This window comes from Pedobacter deserti (genome assembly GCF_024436415.1).
GTDB lineage: Bacteria > Bacteroidota > Bacteroidia > Sphingobacteriales > Sphingobacteriaceae > Pedobacter > Pedobacter faecalis.
On sequence record NZ_JAFMZQ010000001.1, the window covers coordinates 2,671,037 to 2,686,556 of the forward strand.

The window sequence follows — 15,520 nt, forward strand, 5'->3', positions numbered from 1 at the left end:
TAACGTATCCGCTATGCTTAGAATTCTTCCAGCTTAGACTTTAACTCCTGCACTCTGTCTAGGCGATTTTTCCTGGAATAAATGTCCATTAGCAACTGTACGGTAGCTCTGTCGTTTTGATTGATCTCATGCGCCTGCAACAGAGAAACTTCTGCACGATTGATTAGTGATGCAAATTGTTGATTTTTATCAGCTGCCGACGTTTTAAGCGCTTCGTTCGCAGACTGTATGTATGCGAGACCGATTTGGTATAAGGCATCGAAATAGTTTTCGTCCAGTTCAAGCGCTCTGTTATATGCTAGTTCCGCCGTGCTGAAATTCTTGTTATTCTGATGGAGGTATCCGTAAAGGAAGTACAGCAGTTTATTTTTGGTATCTGCTTTCAACGTGGATTCAATGACTTTTATGGCCGTTGCGTAGCGCTCATTGTCAAGTAAAGTATTGATATAATTACTTGTGAGTCCCTGATCGTGTGGATTCATTCTGAGTCCATCTTCTAACGTACGGATAGCCAGTTCGTTTTCAAATTTTGAGGTGTAAATTCTGGCCAGGTTTTGGAAAAGCAAGGGATTGCGAACACCGTTTTCCTTTGCTCGTTTGTAATATACCAGCGCATTGTCATAATCTTGCACGTTTTGTGCGGCTATAGCTGTATTAATAGCCAGCGCAGTATCTTTCGGAAAAAAGTCACTGACTTCTTTCAGCATTTTATACGCTGTAGAGAAGTCATTATTTGAGAATGCAACCGCCGCTTTGTTCTGCTTCCTGATGTTCACGTTATATATTGCCGCATCGATCAGTCTGGAATTGGCTTGGAATTTATCCAGTCGTCTTGCAGAATCAATCGCCTCATTTGCGATCGTATAATAACGTTCTGCGTTGCCCTCGTCTGTATCAATGATGGAAATATAGGAACTAAGATAAGCTTTAATTGCCCATGTCTCCGGCCACTTCTTTGTTTTTCTATCATTCTGCGCCGCCTCACTGGCCTTGATCCCCTCTCCTAGTATGCTGAGTTGCTTCTTAGCATCCTCCTTGGCGTTAATGGCGACCTGTAATTTCCCTATACTGTTTCTCGCAATCTTAACCTGGCTTCTCTGACCGAATGCTGTAACTGAAGCGAACAATGATATTAACAGAATCTGAAGAAATGATAGCTTACTCATAATACAAATTTAAAAAAAAAGAGGGAATAACGTCCCTCTTTATATTCTGATGTTTTAACGTCTTATTTCAACGCATCTATTTGCTTTTGAACCGCGTCTAGATTGGCTTTGTCATCCTTAAAGAAGTAGATCGACCTTAATTTATCCAGCGCTATCTCATTCTTTGGGTTAATTGCTACAGCCGCCTTATAATAAGGCAACGACTGATCTAACAACTTCTTCATTTGTACGCCGAGCTCATTAAATTCTTTCACTTTCTTAGGATCAACTTTATTCCTTTGATCTTGGATATCAGTAGCCTGTTTGAAGTAAGTGTCGCCCATAATCACCTGATAGGTATCGTTTTGGGGGTTCTTTTCTATAAGTTTAGTCAACATCGCCTGAGACTTTGCCATGTCGCCTTTCTTCATATAATAATCAGTTTCCATACCGATCAGATCGCTGTCTTCTGGATATTTAGCTGACGCTTCCTGAATCAAGGCGATTGCAGCCGCACTGTCTTTGAGCTCTCTAAACTGAATGCCAATGAGATCTTTATACAGAATATTACTCTCTGGGTGATTAAGCGCTATGGCTGCCTTATAATTCCGCGCAACCTCGGGATAGTTTTTTAGCTCTCTCGCAATTACTGCAGCATTTACGAACATAAAAGTGTCCTGCGGATTGCGCTTGGTTACCTCGTTAAATGATTCAAGTGCTGTAGGGAGGTCTTTTTTACGATAAGCAAAAACGCCTCGGTTTCTTACTGCGTCCTCAATATTGAGCTTAGCGTTCTGAAGGTTCTCTTTCTCGTCGCCTTTCTTATCAAAAGTCGTTGCTTTTTCAATGGCCTCTTCAGCGATAATCTGCTTTGCTTTGGAGTTAGCGAAATCAAGCGTATCTATCAGCGCGGCGCGCGACGCAAGAAGTGCACGGTAAGACCATGCTTCAGCATTTTCTTTTGTTTTCTCGTGAGCAATTGCCTTATCGGTATGCGCCAACCCGTCTTCAATCATTTTAAGCGTTTCCGGCAAAGTTTTGGCGCCACTGTTGGCAAGAAGCACCCAGGCACTTTTTGCAGCAGTTACTTCATTTTTTTGTGCATTTGCAATGGATGCTACTCCTGCACAAAGTAAAACTAAAAGTATTTTCTTCATTTTGTTAATTATTAGTTCAACGTTTAATTTATCTATTCCTCGTCATTAGTTTCAGTGTCGTTGTTCGCGCTATCGTCTTCGGGCGCTTGTTCCGTAACGTCAGAACCTCCCTCTTCTACCTCCTCGTCCTCATGTTCAATCTGTGCGACAGATGCAATCTCATCATTTCCCTTCAGGTTGATGAGCTTTACGCCCTGTGTAGCACGACCCATCACCCTTAGTTCACTTACAACTATCCTGATCACAATACCGGATCTGTTAATAATCATCAGGTCATCTGCATCTGTAACGGCCTTTATGGCAACCAAATCCCCGGTCTTATCGGTAATATTGATGGTCTTAACACCCTTACCGCCTCTGTTAGTAACGCGATAATCATCTATATCAGTACGTTTACCATAACCTTTTTCTGAAACCACAAGTACGGTGCTATCAGGATTATCCACAGCAATCATGCCAACCACCTCATCTTTATCATGAGCAAGCGTTACGCCGCGCACACCAGTCGCCGTTCTTCCCATTGGTCTGACAGTTGATTCATTGAACCTGATGGCCCTTCCGGAACGCAACGCCATCACGATCTCGCTTGTGCCGGTGGTAAGGCTGGCTTCGAGCAGCTGATCACCCTCATTGATGTTTATCGCATTTATACCATTTACGCGCGGACGTGAGTAAGCTTCAAGGGAGGTTTTCTTAATAGTTCCCTTCTTTGTACACATGATAATATAATTGTTTTCCAGATATTCCTGATCTTTCAGGTTTTTCACCTTGATATAAGCCTTGATCTTTTCCTCTTTTGGAATATTGATGATATTCTGTATCGCGCGGCCCTTGCTTTGTCTGCTGCCTTCAGGTATCTCATATACCCTTAGCCAGAAACAGCGACCGGTTTCGGTGAAAAACAACATGTAGTTGTGATTTGAAGCGATCAACAGGTGTTCAATAAAGTCTTCATTTCGTGAATCGCTGCCTTTAGAACCCTTGCCCCCACGGCCCTGCGTGCGGTACTCGGTAGCAGGTGTGCGCTTAATGTAGCCTTCGTGGGATATCGTTATGACGACTTCTTCATCCTCAATAAAGTCTTCCATGCTCATATCGCCGGCTGCATGAACAATTTCTGTCCGTCGCTCATCCCCGTACTTTTCCGACATTTCTGTCAGTTCGTCTTTGATGATTTGCATCCGCTTACCTTCATCATCCAGGATAGACTGGAGATAATCGATGGTTTTCATCAATTCATTGTATTCCTCTTTGATCTTATCACGTTCCAGACCTGTCAGACGACGTAATGTCATGTCCAATATAGCCCTCGCCTGGATATCTGTAAGGCCGAACTGCTCCATCAAGCCGGTCCTGGCGTCTTCAGGGGTATCAGAGTTACGGATAAGCTTGATTACCTCATCCAGATGATCCAGGGCGATGAGTAAACCCTCCAATATGTGCGCACGCTTTTTTGCTTCGGCAAGCTCAAATTTAGTCCGGCGGATAACCACTTCATGGCGGTGCTCCACGAAGTGACGAATCAGGTCCTTCAGATTAAGCAGTTGCGGCCTGCCGTTTACCAGCGCAATGTTGTTTACGCTGAATGAGGTTTGCAGGGCCGTCTGTTTAAATAGGTTGTTCAGGACGATTGACGCATTCGCATCACGCTTTATTTCGTAAACAATCCGGATACCATCCTTGTTCGACTCATCTTTGATATTCGAAATTCCCTCTATCTTTTTTTCACCTATAAGTTCTGCCGTACGCTCAATCATTTGTGCCTTGTTTACCTGATAAGGTATTTCGGTCACAATGATAGTCTCTCTGTCTTTATTCGACTCAATTTCGGCCTTTGCCCGCATCACGATACGGCCTCGTCCTGTTTCGAAAGCTTCCTGTACCCCTGTGTAACCATAGATGATAGCTCCCGTAGGAAAATCAGGAGCTTTAATGTGCTTCATCAAATCAGCGATACTGATGTCGTTATCGTCTATATAAGCAATTGTGGCATTAATAGATTCTGTGAGGTTGTGGGGCGGCATGTTCGTTGCCATACCTACAGCAATTCCAGATGATCCGTTAATCAGCAGGTTCGGAACTTTAGAAGGCAAAACTGTTGGCTCCTGCAGGGAATCGTCGAAGTTTAACTGAAAGTCAACCGTATCCTTGTTGATATCAGCAAGCATCTCTTCTGCAATCTTCTGAAAACGTGCCTCGGTGTAACGCATGGCCGCCGGAAAGTCACCGTCGATTGAGCCAAAGTTTCCCTGTCCTTCTACCATCAGATAGCGCAAGCTCCAGTCCTGGGCCATCCTAACCATAGTATTATATACTGATGCGTCGCCATGCGGGTGATATTTACCCAACACTTCTCCGACAATACGTGCTGATTTTTTATAAGGTTTATTGTTCGTTAATCCAAGATCCAACATACCATACAGAACGCGGCGATGAACCGGCTTTAGACCGTCCCGTACATCAGGAAGCGCCCTTGATACGATAACAGACATCGAATAATCAATGTATGCCGAACGCATCTGTTCATCTATATCGATTCTTATTACTTTGTCGTTTTCTTGATTTTCTAAATCTTCTGCCATAAAATGTTAATGTTCCTTAAGAACGATTTAAATGTGGTATTCCTATAACCTTGCGAATCTAATAAAAAATGCACCATAACGGTGCATTGTGGAAAAATTTTAGCGGATAAATTAACAGGGAATTACACCCAGTCAACCCCCTTTTTAAGCCTGCTGAGGGTGTATGCTTCTGGTGATCCGGGAACGGGCTGATGGTTGTAGGTCCATTTGGCAAGCGGGGGCAAACTCATCAGTATAGACTCAATGCGTCCATTGGTCTCCAACCCGAACTTAGTGCCGGCATCGTATACCAGATTAAATTCGGCATACCGGCTCCTTCGCTGGTACTGCCACTCCTTCTCTGTTTCACTGAATTCTTTATCCCGGTTCCGGTCTATAAGTTCTGTATATACAGGAACAAATGTATTTCCGACCTCAACCGAAAATTCAAGTAAAGCTTCAATTGAAACACCGGTGCTTTCTGGGGTTAGCCTGTCATAAAAAATGCCGCCGATTCCCCTTGTTTCTTCCCTGTGCGGGATATAAAAGTAATCATCGGCCCTTCGCTTGAATTTCGGGTAAAACTGTGCATCGAATTTATCGCAGGCTTGCTTCAACAAGTGATGGAAATAGCGCGCATCCGTGTCGATGATATAATGCGGCGTCAGGTCAATGCCACCACCAAACCATCTTGTTCCCTCATTCAACTCAAAGTACCTGATGTTCATATGAATAATTGGCACGTATGGATTAGACGGGTGCATAACGATTGATACGCCTGTGGCAAAAAATTCATCGCTGTCTACACCTAGTCCGCGTTTTACCGATTCGGGAAGTTTACCATGGACAGCCGAAAAATTCACACCACCCTTTTCGAGCACATTTCCGTTCTGAATTATTCTGGTCCTTCCGCCGCCACCGCCATCGCGCGTCCAGTTTTCCTCCTCAAAAGAGGCCCCGCCATCGGTTTGTTCCAACTCCCTGCATATCTCATCCTGAATTTGCTTAAACGCTGCTACTACCTGATCTCTAAATTCCATTTCGATTACCCTTGTGTCCAAAGATACGCTGATAAACGCTTGTAAAGGGGATATTTAAAGAGATAGTACATTGTTTTGACACTAACAAATGCAGATGTCTATTCTTCAATAAAGTTTAAATCCCGGCCGTAAGTCTCATCGAGGTGATACAAGGCAAATAGTGCCAGACCAACCGTTAGCACAGCAATACAAAGCGCTGCGTTTATGATACCCATTTGCGCCTGCAGGTATTGAAAAAGCAATGTAACCGGGATAAGAGAACCTCTGACCATATTGGGTACACTTGTCGTCACCGTAGCCCTTAGGTTTGTTCCAAACTGTTCCGCCGAGATGGTCACAAATACCACCCAATAGCCGGTAAATAAACCAAATACCACGCAGAGCACATAGAATCCATTGGCAGTCCAGCCGGTACTCAGCAGGTAAACCAGCATCGTGGAGAAGGTAAGCAGTATAAAGATCAGGACAATCTTCTTACGAGTTCTGAAGATCTGACTCAGGGCGCCGCTTAAAAAATCACCCAGGGATATACCGATATAGGTAAACATCACACCCTTTCCGTTGTCAAGCACGTCCTTGGCCTGTAGCGCTTTTCCAAACTCGGGCGCAATGCCGACAAGAATTCCAACCACAAACCATAAGGGTACCGCAATCAGGATGCAGTTTAAATACTTAAAAAATCTGTCCCTGCTTGAAAACAGCATCAGAAAATTCCCTTTCTGAACATCTTTCTTCGCCATGCGCTCGAACAGACCAGACTCGAACACGCCGAATCGAAGCAGTAAAAGCAAAATTCCCAGTCCCCCACCAACAAAAAACGCTGTCCGCCATTCAAACATATCGCCTACAACATAAGCCGCCACCGCGCCCATCAAACCAATGCCGGCTACCAGCATTGTGCCGTATCCCCTGTTTTCCTTGCTCATGCTTTCACTGACAAGGGTAATGCCCGCACCCAGTTCACCTGCAAGGCCCACCCCCGCAATAAACCTAAGGGCGGCGTACATGGGGATTGTGGTCACAAAACCGTTTGCAATGTTTGCCAGCGAGTACATGATGATAGAACCGAACAATACAGACAACCGGCCTTTTTTATCCCCCAAAACGCCCCAGAAAATACCGCCGATAAGTAAGCCCGCCATCTGCCAGTTCATCAAATAGAGACCAACTTCTGTAATTTGGTCGGGAGCAACACCCAAGGCACTAAGACTTTTGTTTTTAATGATCAGGAAGAGGAGCAGATCGTAAATATCTACAAAATAGCCGAGCGCAGCCACGAGAATTAAAAGCGAAACACTTCCGCTCTGTTTTCCGTTAGTCATATGGTTTAATTTGGATGCTGAAAGTACAAACAAATTAAACACATGCGCAAGAAATTGAAAAAAAATGCCCGGCTAAATTACCGGGCCAGGTTCACAGCGTATCAGGTGGCATAGTGGTTGTGTCCGGCGGCATCGCTGCCGTATCCGGTGGTACAGTACCCGTTGTATCTAACGGACTCATCGAAGTATCTGTCTGAGTGCTGTCTGTACTGTCCGACACGCTTTTTGTCGAGTTGCATGCTGACCCTGCAATCGCTACAGCGGAAGCAAAAACCATGCTTAAGATTAACTTTTTCATAAGAGATGAATTTCGTGTTTAACTAAGTTTACATTTATCAAAACATTGATTATCATATCGTTGAACAATCTGAATTCTGAAAGGTTTTAAAAAAGGCTTCGGGCCTTTCATAGTTCAATAATCTTTCTGATATTGTAGCATCATGATCGTATCAGAGCGTACCTTGAAATGGGGATTATCCCTATACCCTCCGATGTTGTTTCAACGGATTTGGATCAGAAATTTCCATAAAGGTTTCCGTGGAGTAGATGTAAAAATCAGCCGGAGTATCATCAACCGAAACTATAACGGTTCCATATTCGGTGGAACTATTTATTCAGCTACGGACCCGTTTTACGCCATCCTTTTTGATCAGTTATTGCAACGGCGAGGTTTCAAAGTACGGGTGTGGCTTAAAAGTGCATCCATTCAGTACCTCAAACCCGGAAGAAGCAATCTCTATTTCACGATTAAGGTTAGCGACGAGATGTTGGAAGAGGCCGTGCAGGCATTGAGTACTCAGGGAAAATTTATAAGGGCTTATCCCATCGAGGTGTGCAATTCTGAGGGAGAACTTTGCGCAAGCGTGATAAACGAAGTATATATTCGCAATCTCCATCAGGGTGAGATATCGAGGGTAGCGTATTAAAAAAACCAGAAATGAATATCAGGAAGCTAATTTTGCAGGGCGAAGGGACAACACTGGATTTTAAGAAAACGATAACCAGTACAGAAAAGATATCCAAGAGCCTTGTGGCCTTCGCAAATAATAAAGGAGGTAAACTGCTTATCGGTGTTGCCGACGATGGCAGCATCAAAGGTGTCAAATCTGAAGACGAAGAACGGTATATGATCACCAAAGCAGCACATCAGTATTGCAAACCTGCTCTTGAGCCCGAATTCGAAGAAGTATATGTAGATGACAAGCTGGTCCTTGTTGTCAATATCGCTGAAAGCGAGCTCAAACCTCACTATGCGCTTGATGAGCACAAGAAGTGGTGGGTATACTATCGCGTTAAGGACAAAAGCATTCTGGCGAGTAAGATACTGGTAGACGTGATCAAAAAGAGCAACAACCAGGAACCGAATATTATCAATTATACGGATCAGGAAAAGCAGTTGTTTGATTATCTGAACGAACAGGGAAGAATAACTCTAAAAGAGTTTAGCAAGCTTACAAGAAGTTCGTATAAGAAAGCTCAGAAGATACTGGTCAGCCTCATCATCAGCGGTGTTATCCGTCCGCATATCTCAGAGAAAGAGGAATATTTTACAGCGGTCTGAATATTACACCTTAAGCTGACGCAATTGCGGCTTAAAAAGCCGACTTTTGCAAAATGTTTCAGGAAATCCGTCGAAAGTACAAACCCTATTACGCAGACAACCTCCGTCTGGCGATGCCGATCGTTGTGTCGCAACTGGGGCATACCATGGTGCATCTGGCCGACAGTGTCATCGTTGGGCACTTCGCCGGAACAGTTCAGCTTGCTGCAGTATCGCTGGTAAATAGTTTGTTCACCATAGTTATGGTATTGGGTATAGGTATCGCCTATGGCCTTACGCCGCTTATCGCGCAGGAAAACGGAAAGAGAAATTACGACGAATGCGGAAAACTGCTGTCAAACAGTTTAGCGATCAATATCGTAGCCTCGTTAGTTCTTTACGCATTTATATATCTGGGAACCTTGCTGGTCATAGACCATATCGGACAGTCGCCAGAAGTTGTCCGGCATGCAAAGCCGTACCTGGCGTATCTTGGTATTTCCATCATCCCACTGATGATTTTTCAAAGCTTCAAGCAATTTACAGAGGGCCTGGGTTTTACCAAACAGGCCATGTACATATCCGTATGGGGAAATATCATCAATATAGTGCTGGGTATTGTATTCGTCAAAGGAATGTTCGGGATCAGCCCTATGGGTGTGGCAGGCGTTGGGCTAAGCACATTAATCGATCGTATGATCATGGCGACTGTGATCATCATCTATGTGTTGCGGTCGAGGCACTTCAAAATTTATATCAAACATTTTAAACTGGCGCTCATAGAAAAAGCACGCACAATCAAGATCCTGAAGATCGGCGCACCGGTAGCCCTGCAATATGTTTTCGAGATCAGCGCGTTCAGCATGGCCGCCATTCTCATAGGCACTATAGGCGCCGTAGAGCAAGCCGCACACCAGGTAGCAATCAACCTGGCCGCAGTCACCTATATGATGGCCAGTGGTGTAGCCTCCGCCGCCACGATCAAAACGGGCAATAACTACGGTAAGGGCCATTTTGCTGATCTGCGGTTCTCCGCTATTGCAAGCTACCATGTCGTTGTGATGTTTATGACGGCGACTGCGCTCATTTTCATCTTTGCAAATCAGCTCTTGCCATACATTTATACCTCAGATATCGATGTTATTGAGATTGCCAGCGGCCTGCTGATCATTGCAGGATTGTTTCAGTTGTTCGACGGTACTCAAGTTGTTGGACTCGGCATACTCAGGGGTATCGGCGATGTAAACGTGCCCACCATAATAACTTTCATGTCATACTGGGTCCTGGGCCTGCCACTCGCGTACCTGCTTGGTATCAGGCTTGGCCTTGGCGTAAACGGAATCTGGTACGGTCTTACTATTGGATTGCTCGCCGCCTCTCTCATGCTGTATCTCAGGTTTAGAAAAAAGGTATCGGGCACGGCGCCCATATCAGCTTAAGGTTATTTCACACTATAAATCAACCATTTATACATTAATCACCTAAATAATTTTGTGAAGTGGAAAACATGTAATAATATTGTCTACTAAAATGATGGATTTTATATGGTAACAAGCACACAGGAAAATAAATGGAAAAGGGTCGCGTATCTGTGTCTTATCATTCTTGCTGTTGTGTTCATTGGCTATGCGTTATATTCTTCACTTGGTTATGCGTCGGTTGTTGCATACGGAAAACAGATATACGGGCAAATAGACGACATGTTTCTTTGGATGCTACTTGTCGGCTTTGTAGCACAGCTTGTTGATGGCGCCTTAGGGATGGGATACGGCGTTGTGTCGACCACCCTCCTGCTGTCTGGCGGACTAAATCCGGCCGTTATATCGGGTAGTATACATACCGCTGAGATGTTTTCGAGCGGAGCCTCAGGATTCAGCCACTATCGCTTTGGCAACGTCAATAAGAAACTGTTCAAAACCTTACTTATACCAGGGGTACTGGGCGCAATTGCCGGTGCATTGTTGCTCAGCTACGCGGGAGAGGCATTTTCCGTATATATTCGTCCGGTGATCTCTCTTTATACACTGCTATTGGGTATACGCATTCTCACCAATGCATTTAAAGAAAAAAGAAAACCACAAAAAGTAAAGCGCGCGGGCTGGCTTGCTGGTGCAGGCGGCTTCCTCGACTCGTTTGGCGGTGGTGGTTGGGGGCCTCTCGTTACCTCAACCCTGATATCGAAAGGACGAACTCCGAAATATGTTATCGGATCGGTAAGCTTAACCGAATTTTTTGTTACAATGGCCAGCGCCGTAACATTCTTTTTCATACTAGGTGTCAGTCACTGGCAGTCTATCCTGGGACTGATCGTAGGTGGTGTACTTGCTGCTCCAATTGCGGCCAGGCTTGTAGGCCGCCTACCCATAAAAAAGATGTTTATCGGCGTAGGCGTAATCGTGATTATTTCCAGCGTACGGATCATCTGGAAGGCCATATCCGGAATGCTATAATTGTCCAATCACGGTAGGCGCAACCTTGTAAATGGTTGTCTGACGGTAGGTCTCACCCGGCCGCAATATAGTTGTCGGTAAGTCCGGTACATTAACACTATTTGGTGCGTGCTGGGTTTCAACGCAAAAAGCGCTATAAGGCCCGTAGTGTCGTCCCTCCTTACCTTGCTTCACATCAAGAAACTTAGCTGTATAAAAATGCGCAACCGGTTCCGTTGTATAAACATATAGCGTTAACCCGCTCTCTGCTTCCGAAGTCTCGGTAGCCAGCGTTAACTCGCCATATTCTTTGTCGAGCAGAAATGTTTGGTCGTAACCCTCCTCCGGATCCCAGTCCTGGCCGATCGGCTTTGCTCCCTGGAAATCATATTTGGTTCCGGCGACAGCGACTTGGCGACCTGTAACTACATATCGTTCATCTTGTTCTAAATACTTACTCGCCGCTATCCTGTGCAGGTGGTCTTTCACTGATCCGCCGGTCGGAGAAAGGTTAAAATAGCCATGATGCGTCAGGTTAACAGCAGTTGGCTCGTCAGTGCTGGCTTTGAAGTCGAGAACTAACTCATCATCATCCGTAAGTTTGAAGGTGAGCTCTACCAATAAGTTGCCTGGAAAGTTCTCCTCACCTGCCGGACTCAGGTATCTCATCGTTACCGTAGGGTCAATGGTGGGTAATATGTCCCACACCTTTCTATCAAAGCCTATATCTCCTCCGTGCAGAGTGTCCTGCCCTTTAGCCAGCGACAATTGATATTCCTTACCGTCAATATTAAAGCGCCCATCTTTAATCCGGTTGGCATACCGTCCGATAACTGCCCCCAAATAGGGATAATTTTCCAAATATGCCTCGCTGGTGTAACTATCAATATCCTCAAAGCCCAGCACAATATCCTGCCTTTCCCCCTGCGCGTTGGTTACGATAAACTTACTGACAATGGCTCCATAATTATAGACCTTCACATAACTCCCTTTGGCGTTTGTTAACTCGACCGCCAGAACCTCTTTTCCATCAATAATTTTACCCGTGTGGATCAGCTTTGTATTCATATATGTATATTTAGGGCTTATTTTTTAAACAATACTATCAATAGTTTACCGAATCTGGAATAAAAATTTGAAATATACTGAAAAATGAAAGCTGAAATCACTGAAAAATTCTTAGCGATATACGGACAGGAGCCCGCCAAACATTATTTTACACCGGGACGTGTGAATCTCATCGGAGAGCACATTGACTACAACGGAGGCCTGGTTATGCCGTGTGCAGTAACCATGGGTACCTGGCTGGCCCTTGCCCCTAACAACGACGGCGTGCTAAGATTCAGAAGTTTGAATTTCGACGAACATACGGAAACGCCGCTCCAAAAAACATATAGCAAGACGGGCCCGGAATGGTATAATTATCCACTCGGTGTTTTTCATGAAATGCAGAAACAGCATGAGATCAATACCGGATTGGATATGTTGTTTTTTGGCAATATCCCTATCGGCTCCGGCCTGTCTTCTTCGGCCTCTATTGAAGTTGCCATGGCATATGCGCTCAACGATTATTTCAATTTGGGTTACAGCAAACTGGATATTCCATTGCTGGCTCAGAAAGTTGAGAACCAGTTTATCGGTGTAAACTGTGGTATTATGGACCAGTTTGCGGTAGCCTTCGGCGAAACCGATAAAGCAATTGTATTGAACTGCGATACGCTAGACCATAAAATTGTCGACTGTAACCTGGGCGAATATAACTTGGCGATCATTAACACGAACAAACCGCGTAAACTGGCAGAGTCGAAATATAACGAGCGGGTCTCCGAATGTAAAACTGCACTTGGGGAACTTAACGCTGAATTGAACCTTAGTAATCTCTGTGAACTGGACGGTGAACAGTTTGATCAGTATAAGCACCTGATAAGCGATGCCGTAGTATTGAAGCGTGCAACCCACGTGGTGGCTGAGAACGACCGGGTTAACCATGCTGCAAAGGCGCTGAACAGCGGCGATCTGAAGGCTTTCGGCCAACTGATGTACGGTTCTCATCAATCGCTTAAAGAGCTGTATGAAGTTACCGGTCGCGAGCTTGACACAGTTGTGGAATTTTGCGCTCAATACCCCGATGTGATCGGTGCAAGGATGACTGGTGCTGGCTTTGGCGGCTGTGCCATAGCATTACTGAAAAAAGGACAGGAAGAGGATTTTAAAACCAAACTAACTGCCTTCTATACGGATAGGATTGGTTACGCGCCGACGGTGTATATCAGCGATATCGGACATGGTGCTTCAAGCATCTGATCCATGCAGAAGCTGAAATCAGAAGAGCTTAACCGGCCTTCAGTAGAAGAATTCAAAGATCAGGAAAAGCTGCCTGTCGTTGTCGTGCTCGATAACGTGCGGAGCATGCACAATGTGGGTTCTGTATTCAGAACAGCTGATGGCTTTTCCGTATCAAAAATAGTGCTGTGCGGCATTACTGCACAGCCTCCACATCGAGAAATAGAAAAAACCGCATTAGGCGCCACGCAGTCTGTCGACTGGGAATACGCTGCTGAGACCTGTGCCGCAATGGCTGAACTGCGCCTGCAGGGCTATAAGATACTTGCCATTGAGCAGGCACAAGGCAGCGTTATGCTGAACGCCTATCTACCCCTGCCGAAGGAGAAGTACGCGCTTGTATTCGGCAATGAGGTAAACGGCGTCAGCGATGAGGTAATGGCGGCGGTCGACGGCTGCATAGAAATTCCTCAGTTTGGCACCAAGCATTCCTTTAATATTGTTATCTCGGCAGGTATTGTCCTGTGGGATTTCTTTTCTAAACTGAGATTAGATACCGGCCGGAGTTAATCATCCGGCCAAAAAACTGTCTTAATAAAGTAAGAACCTCAGGAAAACACGGACTATGTCGGCGCAATAGATTTTCTTTGTCGCCAATTAACAGTCTATGAGATTATCCTTTTTCCTGTTCCTGTGCCTTGTATTAGCGGGCTGCAATCATTTTGAATTTAGTCCCAATCAGGCGTTCGACCGTAATTCCTTCAGAGACATCAACAACAGAAATCTGAAGAAACTTGGCTCGGGCGCAACAGACGACACCGTTCGCTTTGTGCTTACCGGCGATAGCCAGAAATCAAGAGACGAAACAGTCGCCTTTTGCAAGGCGGTGAACGCACTGCCCGGTATCGATTTCGTTCTACTGGCTGGCGATATATCCGAGTTCGGCGTACTCAAGGAAATGGAATGGATATCGAGAGCGCTGGAAGACCTTAACCCGCCATACGTAGCAGTTGTAGGCAATCACGATCTCGTAGCCCGTGGGAAGGACGTATTTCTGAACATGTTCGGGGAGTTAAATTATTCCTTTACCTACGGCGGAATTAAATTTGTATGCCACGATACTAACGGGCGAGAGTATCAGTTTAACGGACAAACCCCTGATATGCAATGGCTCCAGCATCAGCTTAAGCCGGAAAATGGAGTAACCGGTTACATCGCTATTTCACATGTACCCCCAAATAATCCAGACTTCGATCCAGGGCTTATAAAACCTTATACTGATACGATGGTACAAACGCCAGGTTTACTCGCCTCACTGCACGCGCACACCCACCAGTTTGAAGAATACTTTGCGGGCGACAGAAAGGTTCCCTTTATCATAACCAGTGCAATGGCCGATAGCGAGTTTCTCGTCATCGAGGTTGTTAATAACAATTTAACCTACAAACGTGTCAGTTTCTAAATATATTCCTTTTTGGCTTATCCTTTTAAGCACGACGGCTCAGGCCCAAATTTTTAAAGCTTTAATTCCAGATGAAGCCATTGCCCAGTACGCGGGGAGCATCGGCTATTTCAGCGCAGGTGCCGGTTATGATATTTTTGCCAACAAGAAGGGCCGCTTAGATTTTCATTATGGATACGTGCCACAGAATAAAGGTGGCAAACTTAATATTGCCACAGTAAAATTCGCTTATAAGCCCTGGGAAATCGGCATTGGAAAGACAACTAAATTCTATCCTTTAAATCCAGGTATATTTTTGAGCTATACTTTCCATAAAGAACTTTCCTTTAATTTCGACACGGAGCAATACCCTAAAGACTATTACTATTGGTCGGAGGCTTTACGTCCGCACCTGTCGGTAAGCACCGAAGTCGACATCAGTACAGCAAAACTCTTTAAGACGAATACCATCAAAAAACTGGGCGTCTATATCGAGGCAAATACTAACGATTACTATCTGGTTAACTATTTCCAAAATATGTCGGCACTCACCATTACTGATGTATTTCAGCTGGGACTCGGACTACGTGTCAGATACTAAA

The 15,520-nt window shown here is 44.9% G+C and carries 15 protein-coding genes; 8 read left to right on the top strand and 7 right to left on the bottom strand.

The annotated features are described in order from the left end of the window. Positions 1-17: 17 nt before the first annotated feature. From J3P40_RS12110 to J3P40_RS12135, 6 genes are all read right to left on the bottom strand, one after another. The gene (locus tag J3P40_RS12110) at positions 18-1,166 is read right to left on the bottom strand and encodes a tetratricopeptide repeat protein (RefSeq protein ID WP_256005937.1); all 1,149 of its coding nucleotides are present in this window, start codon (positions 1,164-1,166) and stop codon (positions 18-20) included. Positions 1,167-1,228: 62 nt separating this feature from the next. Further along, the gene (locus J3P40_RS12115) at positions 1,229-2,302 is read right to left on the bottom strand and encodes a tetratricopeptide repeat protein (RefSeq protein WP_256005940.1); all 1,074 of its coding nucleotides are present in this window, start codon (positions 2,300-2,302) and stop codon (positions 1,229-1,231) included. Positions 2,303-2,334: 32 nt separating this feature from the next. Beyond that, entirely contained in the window at positions 2,335-4,884 is a 2,550-nt protein-coding gene (gene gyrA, locus J3P40_RS12120; protein ID WP_256005942.1) for a DNA gyrase subunit A, read from the bottom strand. A 122-nt stretch (positions 4,885-5,006) separates the two neighbouring features. Next, a complete protein-coding gene (gene hemF / locus J3P40_RS12125; protein ID WP_256007075.1) occupies positions 5,007-5,903 on the bottom strand; it encodes an oxygen-dependent coproporphyrinogen oxidase in 897 nt (298 codons plus the stop codon). Positions 5,904-6,001: 98 nt separating this feature from the next. Beyond that, on the bottom strand, positions 6,002-7,225 hold the full coding sequence (locus J3P40_RS12130; RefSeq protein WP_256005943.1) for an MFS transporter: 1,224 nt from the start codon (positions 7,223-7,225) through the stop codon (positions 6,002-6,004). Between the two features lie 91 nt (positions 7,226-7,316). Then, positions 7,317-7,523, bottom strand: a complete 207-nt coding sequence (locus J3P40_RS12135) for a coproporphyrinogen III oxidase (protein WP_256005945.1) — start codon at positions 7,521-7,523, stop codon at positions 7,317-7,319. A gap of 142 nt (positions 7,524-7,665) precedes the next feature. Here J3P40_RS12135 and J3P40_RS12140 point away from each other — a divergent pair, with 142 nt between their 5' ends. The 4 genes from J3P40_RS12140 to J3P40_RS12155 all read left to right on the top strand — a co-directional run bounded on the left by J3P40_RS12140 (position 7,666) and on the right by J3P40_RS12155 (position 11,215). Then, positions 7,666-8,151, top strand: a complete 486-nt coding sequence (locus tag J3P40_RS12140; RefSeq protein WP_256005947.1) for a DUF4442 domain-containing protein — start codon at positions 7,666-7,668, stop codon at positions 8,149-8,151. Positions 8,152-8,162: 11 nt separating this feature from the next. Further along, positions 8,163-8,786 carry an AlbA family DNA-binding domain-containing protein gene (locus J3P40_RS12145; protein WP_256005950.1) on the top strand — a complete coding sequence of 208 codons (624 nt, stop codon included), beginning with the start codon at positions 8,163-8,165 and terminating at the stop codon, positions 8,784-8,786. 53 nt (positions 8,787-8,839) lie between these two features. Continuing rightward, entirely contained in the window at positions 8,840-10,204 is a 1,365-nt protein-coding gene (locus J3P40_RS12150) for an MATE family efflux transporter (RefSeq protein WP_256005952.1), read from the top strand. A 105-nt stretch (positions 10,205-10,309) separates the two neighbouring features. Continuing rightward, positions 10,310-11,215: a sulfite exporter TauE/SafE family protein gene (locus tag J3P40_RS12155; protein WP_256005955.1), complete on the top strand. Its 906-nt coding sequence runs from the start codon at positions 10,310-10,312 to the stop codon at positions 11,213-11,215. Here J3P40_RS12155 and J3P40_RS12160 read toward each other — a convergent pair. After that, positions 11,210-12,262, bottom strand: coding sequence for an aldose epimerase family protein (locus tag J3P40_RS12160; protein WP_256005958.1), 1,053 nt, complete (start codon positions 12,260-12,262; stop codon positions 11,210-11,212). The two genes, J3P40_RS12155 and J3P40_RS12160, sit on opposite strands and share 6 nt — an antisense overlap. A gap of 84 nt (positions 12,263-12,346) precedes the next feature. On the opposite strand from J3P40_RS12160, the gene J3P40_RS12165 reads away from it, so the two are divergent. The 4 genes from J3P40_RS12165 (at position 12,347) to J3P40_RS12180 (ending at position 15,519) form a co-directional block, all read left to right on the top strand. Then, on the top strand, positions 12,347-13,498 hold the full coding sequence (locus J3P40_RS12165; protein ID WP_256005960.1) for a galactokinase: 1,152 nt from the start codon (positions 12,347-12,349) through the stop codon (positions 13,496-13,498). A gap of 3 nt (positions 13,499-13,501) precedes the next feature. Further along, on the top strand, positions 13,502-14,047 hold the full coding sequence (locus J3P40_RS12170; RefSeq protein WP_256005962.1) for an RNA methyltransferase: 546 nt from the start codon (positions 13,502-13,504) through the stop codon (positions 14,045-14,047). Between the two features lie 97 nt (positions 14,048-14,144). After that, positions 14,145-14,939 carry a metallophosphoesterase family protein gene (locus J3P40_RS12175; RefSeq protein WP_256005965.1) on the top strand — a complete coding sequence of 265 codons (795 nt, stop codon included), beginning with the start codon at positions 14,145-14,147 and terminating at the stop codon, positions 14,937-14,939. After that, positions 14,926-15,519, top strand: a complete 594-nt coding sequence (locus J3P40_RS12180) for a hypothetical protein (RefSeq protein ID WP_256005969.1) — start codon at positions 14,926-14,928, stop codon at positions 15,517-15,519. Before J3P40_RS12175 ends, J3P40_RS12180 begins: the two co-directional genes overlap by 14 nt. Position 15,520: the final 1 nt, after the last annotated feature.

Bases quoted from the DNA above. Each gene is read 5' to 3' on its own strand.
- J3P40_RS12165 (WP_256005960.1), top strand. From the start codon at position 12,347: ATGAAAGCTGAAATCACTGAAAAATTCTTAGCGATATACGGACAGGAG.
- J3P40_RS12130 (WP_256005943.1), bottom strand. From the start codon at position 7,225: ATGACTAACGGAAAACAGAGCGGAAGTGTTTCGCTTTTAATTCTCGTG.
- J3P40_RS12170 (WP_256005962.1), top strand. From the start codon at position 13,502: ATGCAGAAGCTGAAATCAGAAGAGCTTAACCGGCCTTCAGTAGAAGAA.
- J3P40_RS12160 (WP_256005958.1), bottom strand. From the start codon at position 12,262: ATGAATACAAAGCTGATCCACACGGGTAAAATTATTGATGGAAAAGAG.
- J3P40_RS12175 (WP_256005965.1), top strand. From the start codon at position 14,145: ATGAGATTATCCTTTTTCCTGTTCCTGTGCCTTGTATTAGCGGGCTGC.
- J3P40_RS12145 (WP_256005950.1), top strand. From the start codon at position 8,163: ATGAATATCAGGAAGCTAATTTTGCAGGGCGAAGGGACAACACTGGAT.
- gyrA (WP_256005942.1), bottom strand. From the start codon at position 4,884: ATGGCAGAAGATTTAGAAAATCAAGAAAACGACAAAGTAATAAGAATC.
- J3P40_RS12150 (WP_256005952.1), top strand. From the start codon at position 8,840: ATGTTTCAGGAAATCCGTCGAAAGTACAAACCCTATTACGCAGACAAC.
- J3P40_RS12155 (WP_256005955.1), top strand. From the start codon at position 10,310: ATGGTAACAAGCACACAGGAAAATAAATGGAAAAGGGTCGCGTATCTG.
- hemF (WP_256007075.1), bottom strand. From the start codon at position 5,903: ATGGAATTTAGAGATCAGGTAGTAGCAGCGTTTAAGCAAATTCAGGAT.
- J3P40_RS12140 (WP_256005947.1), top strand. From the start codon at position 7,666: ATGATCGTATCAGAGCGTACCTTGAAATGGGGATTATCCCTATACCCT.
- J3P40_RS12110 (WP_256005937.1), bottom strand. From the start codon at position 1,166: ATGAGTAAGCTATCATTTCTTCAGATTCTGTTAATATCATTGTTCGCT.
- J3P40_RS12115 (WP_256005940.1), bottom strand. From the start codon at position 2,302: ATGAAGAAAATACTTTTAGTTTTACTTTGTGCAGGAGTAGCATCCATT.
- J3P40_RS12135 (WP_256005945.1), bottom strand. From the start codon at position 7,523: ATGAAAAAGTTAATCTTAAGCATGGTTTTTGCTTCCGCTGTAGCGATT.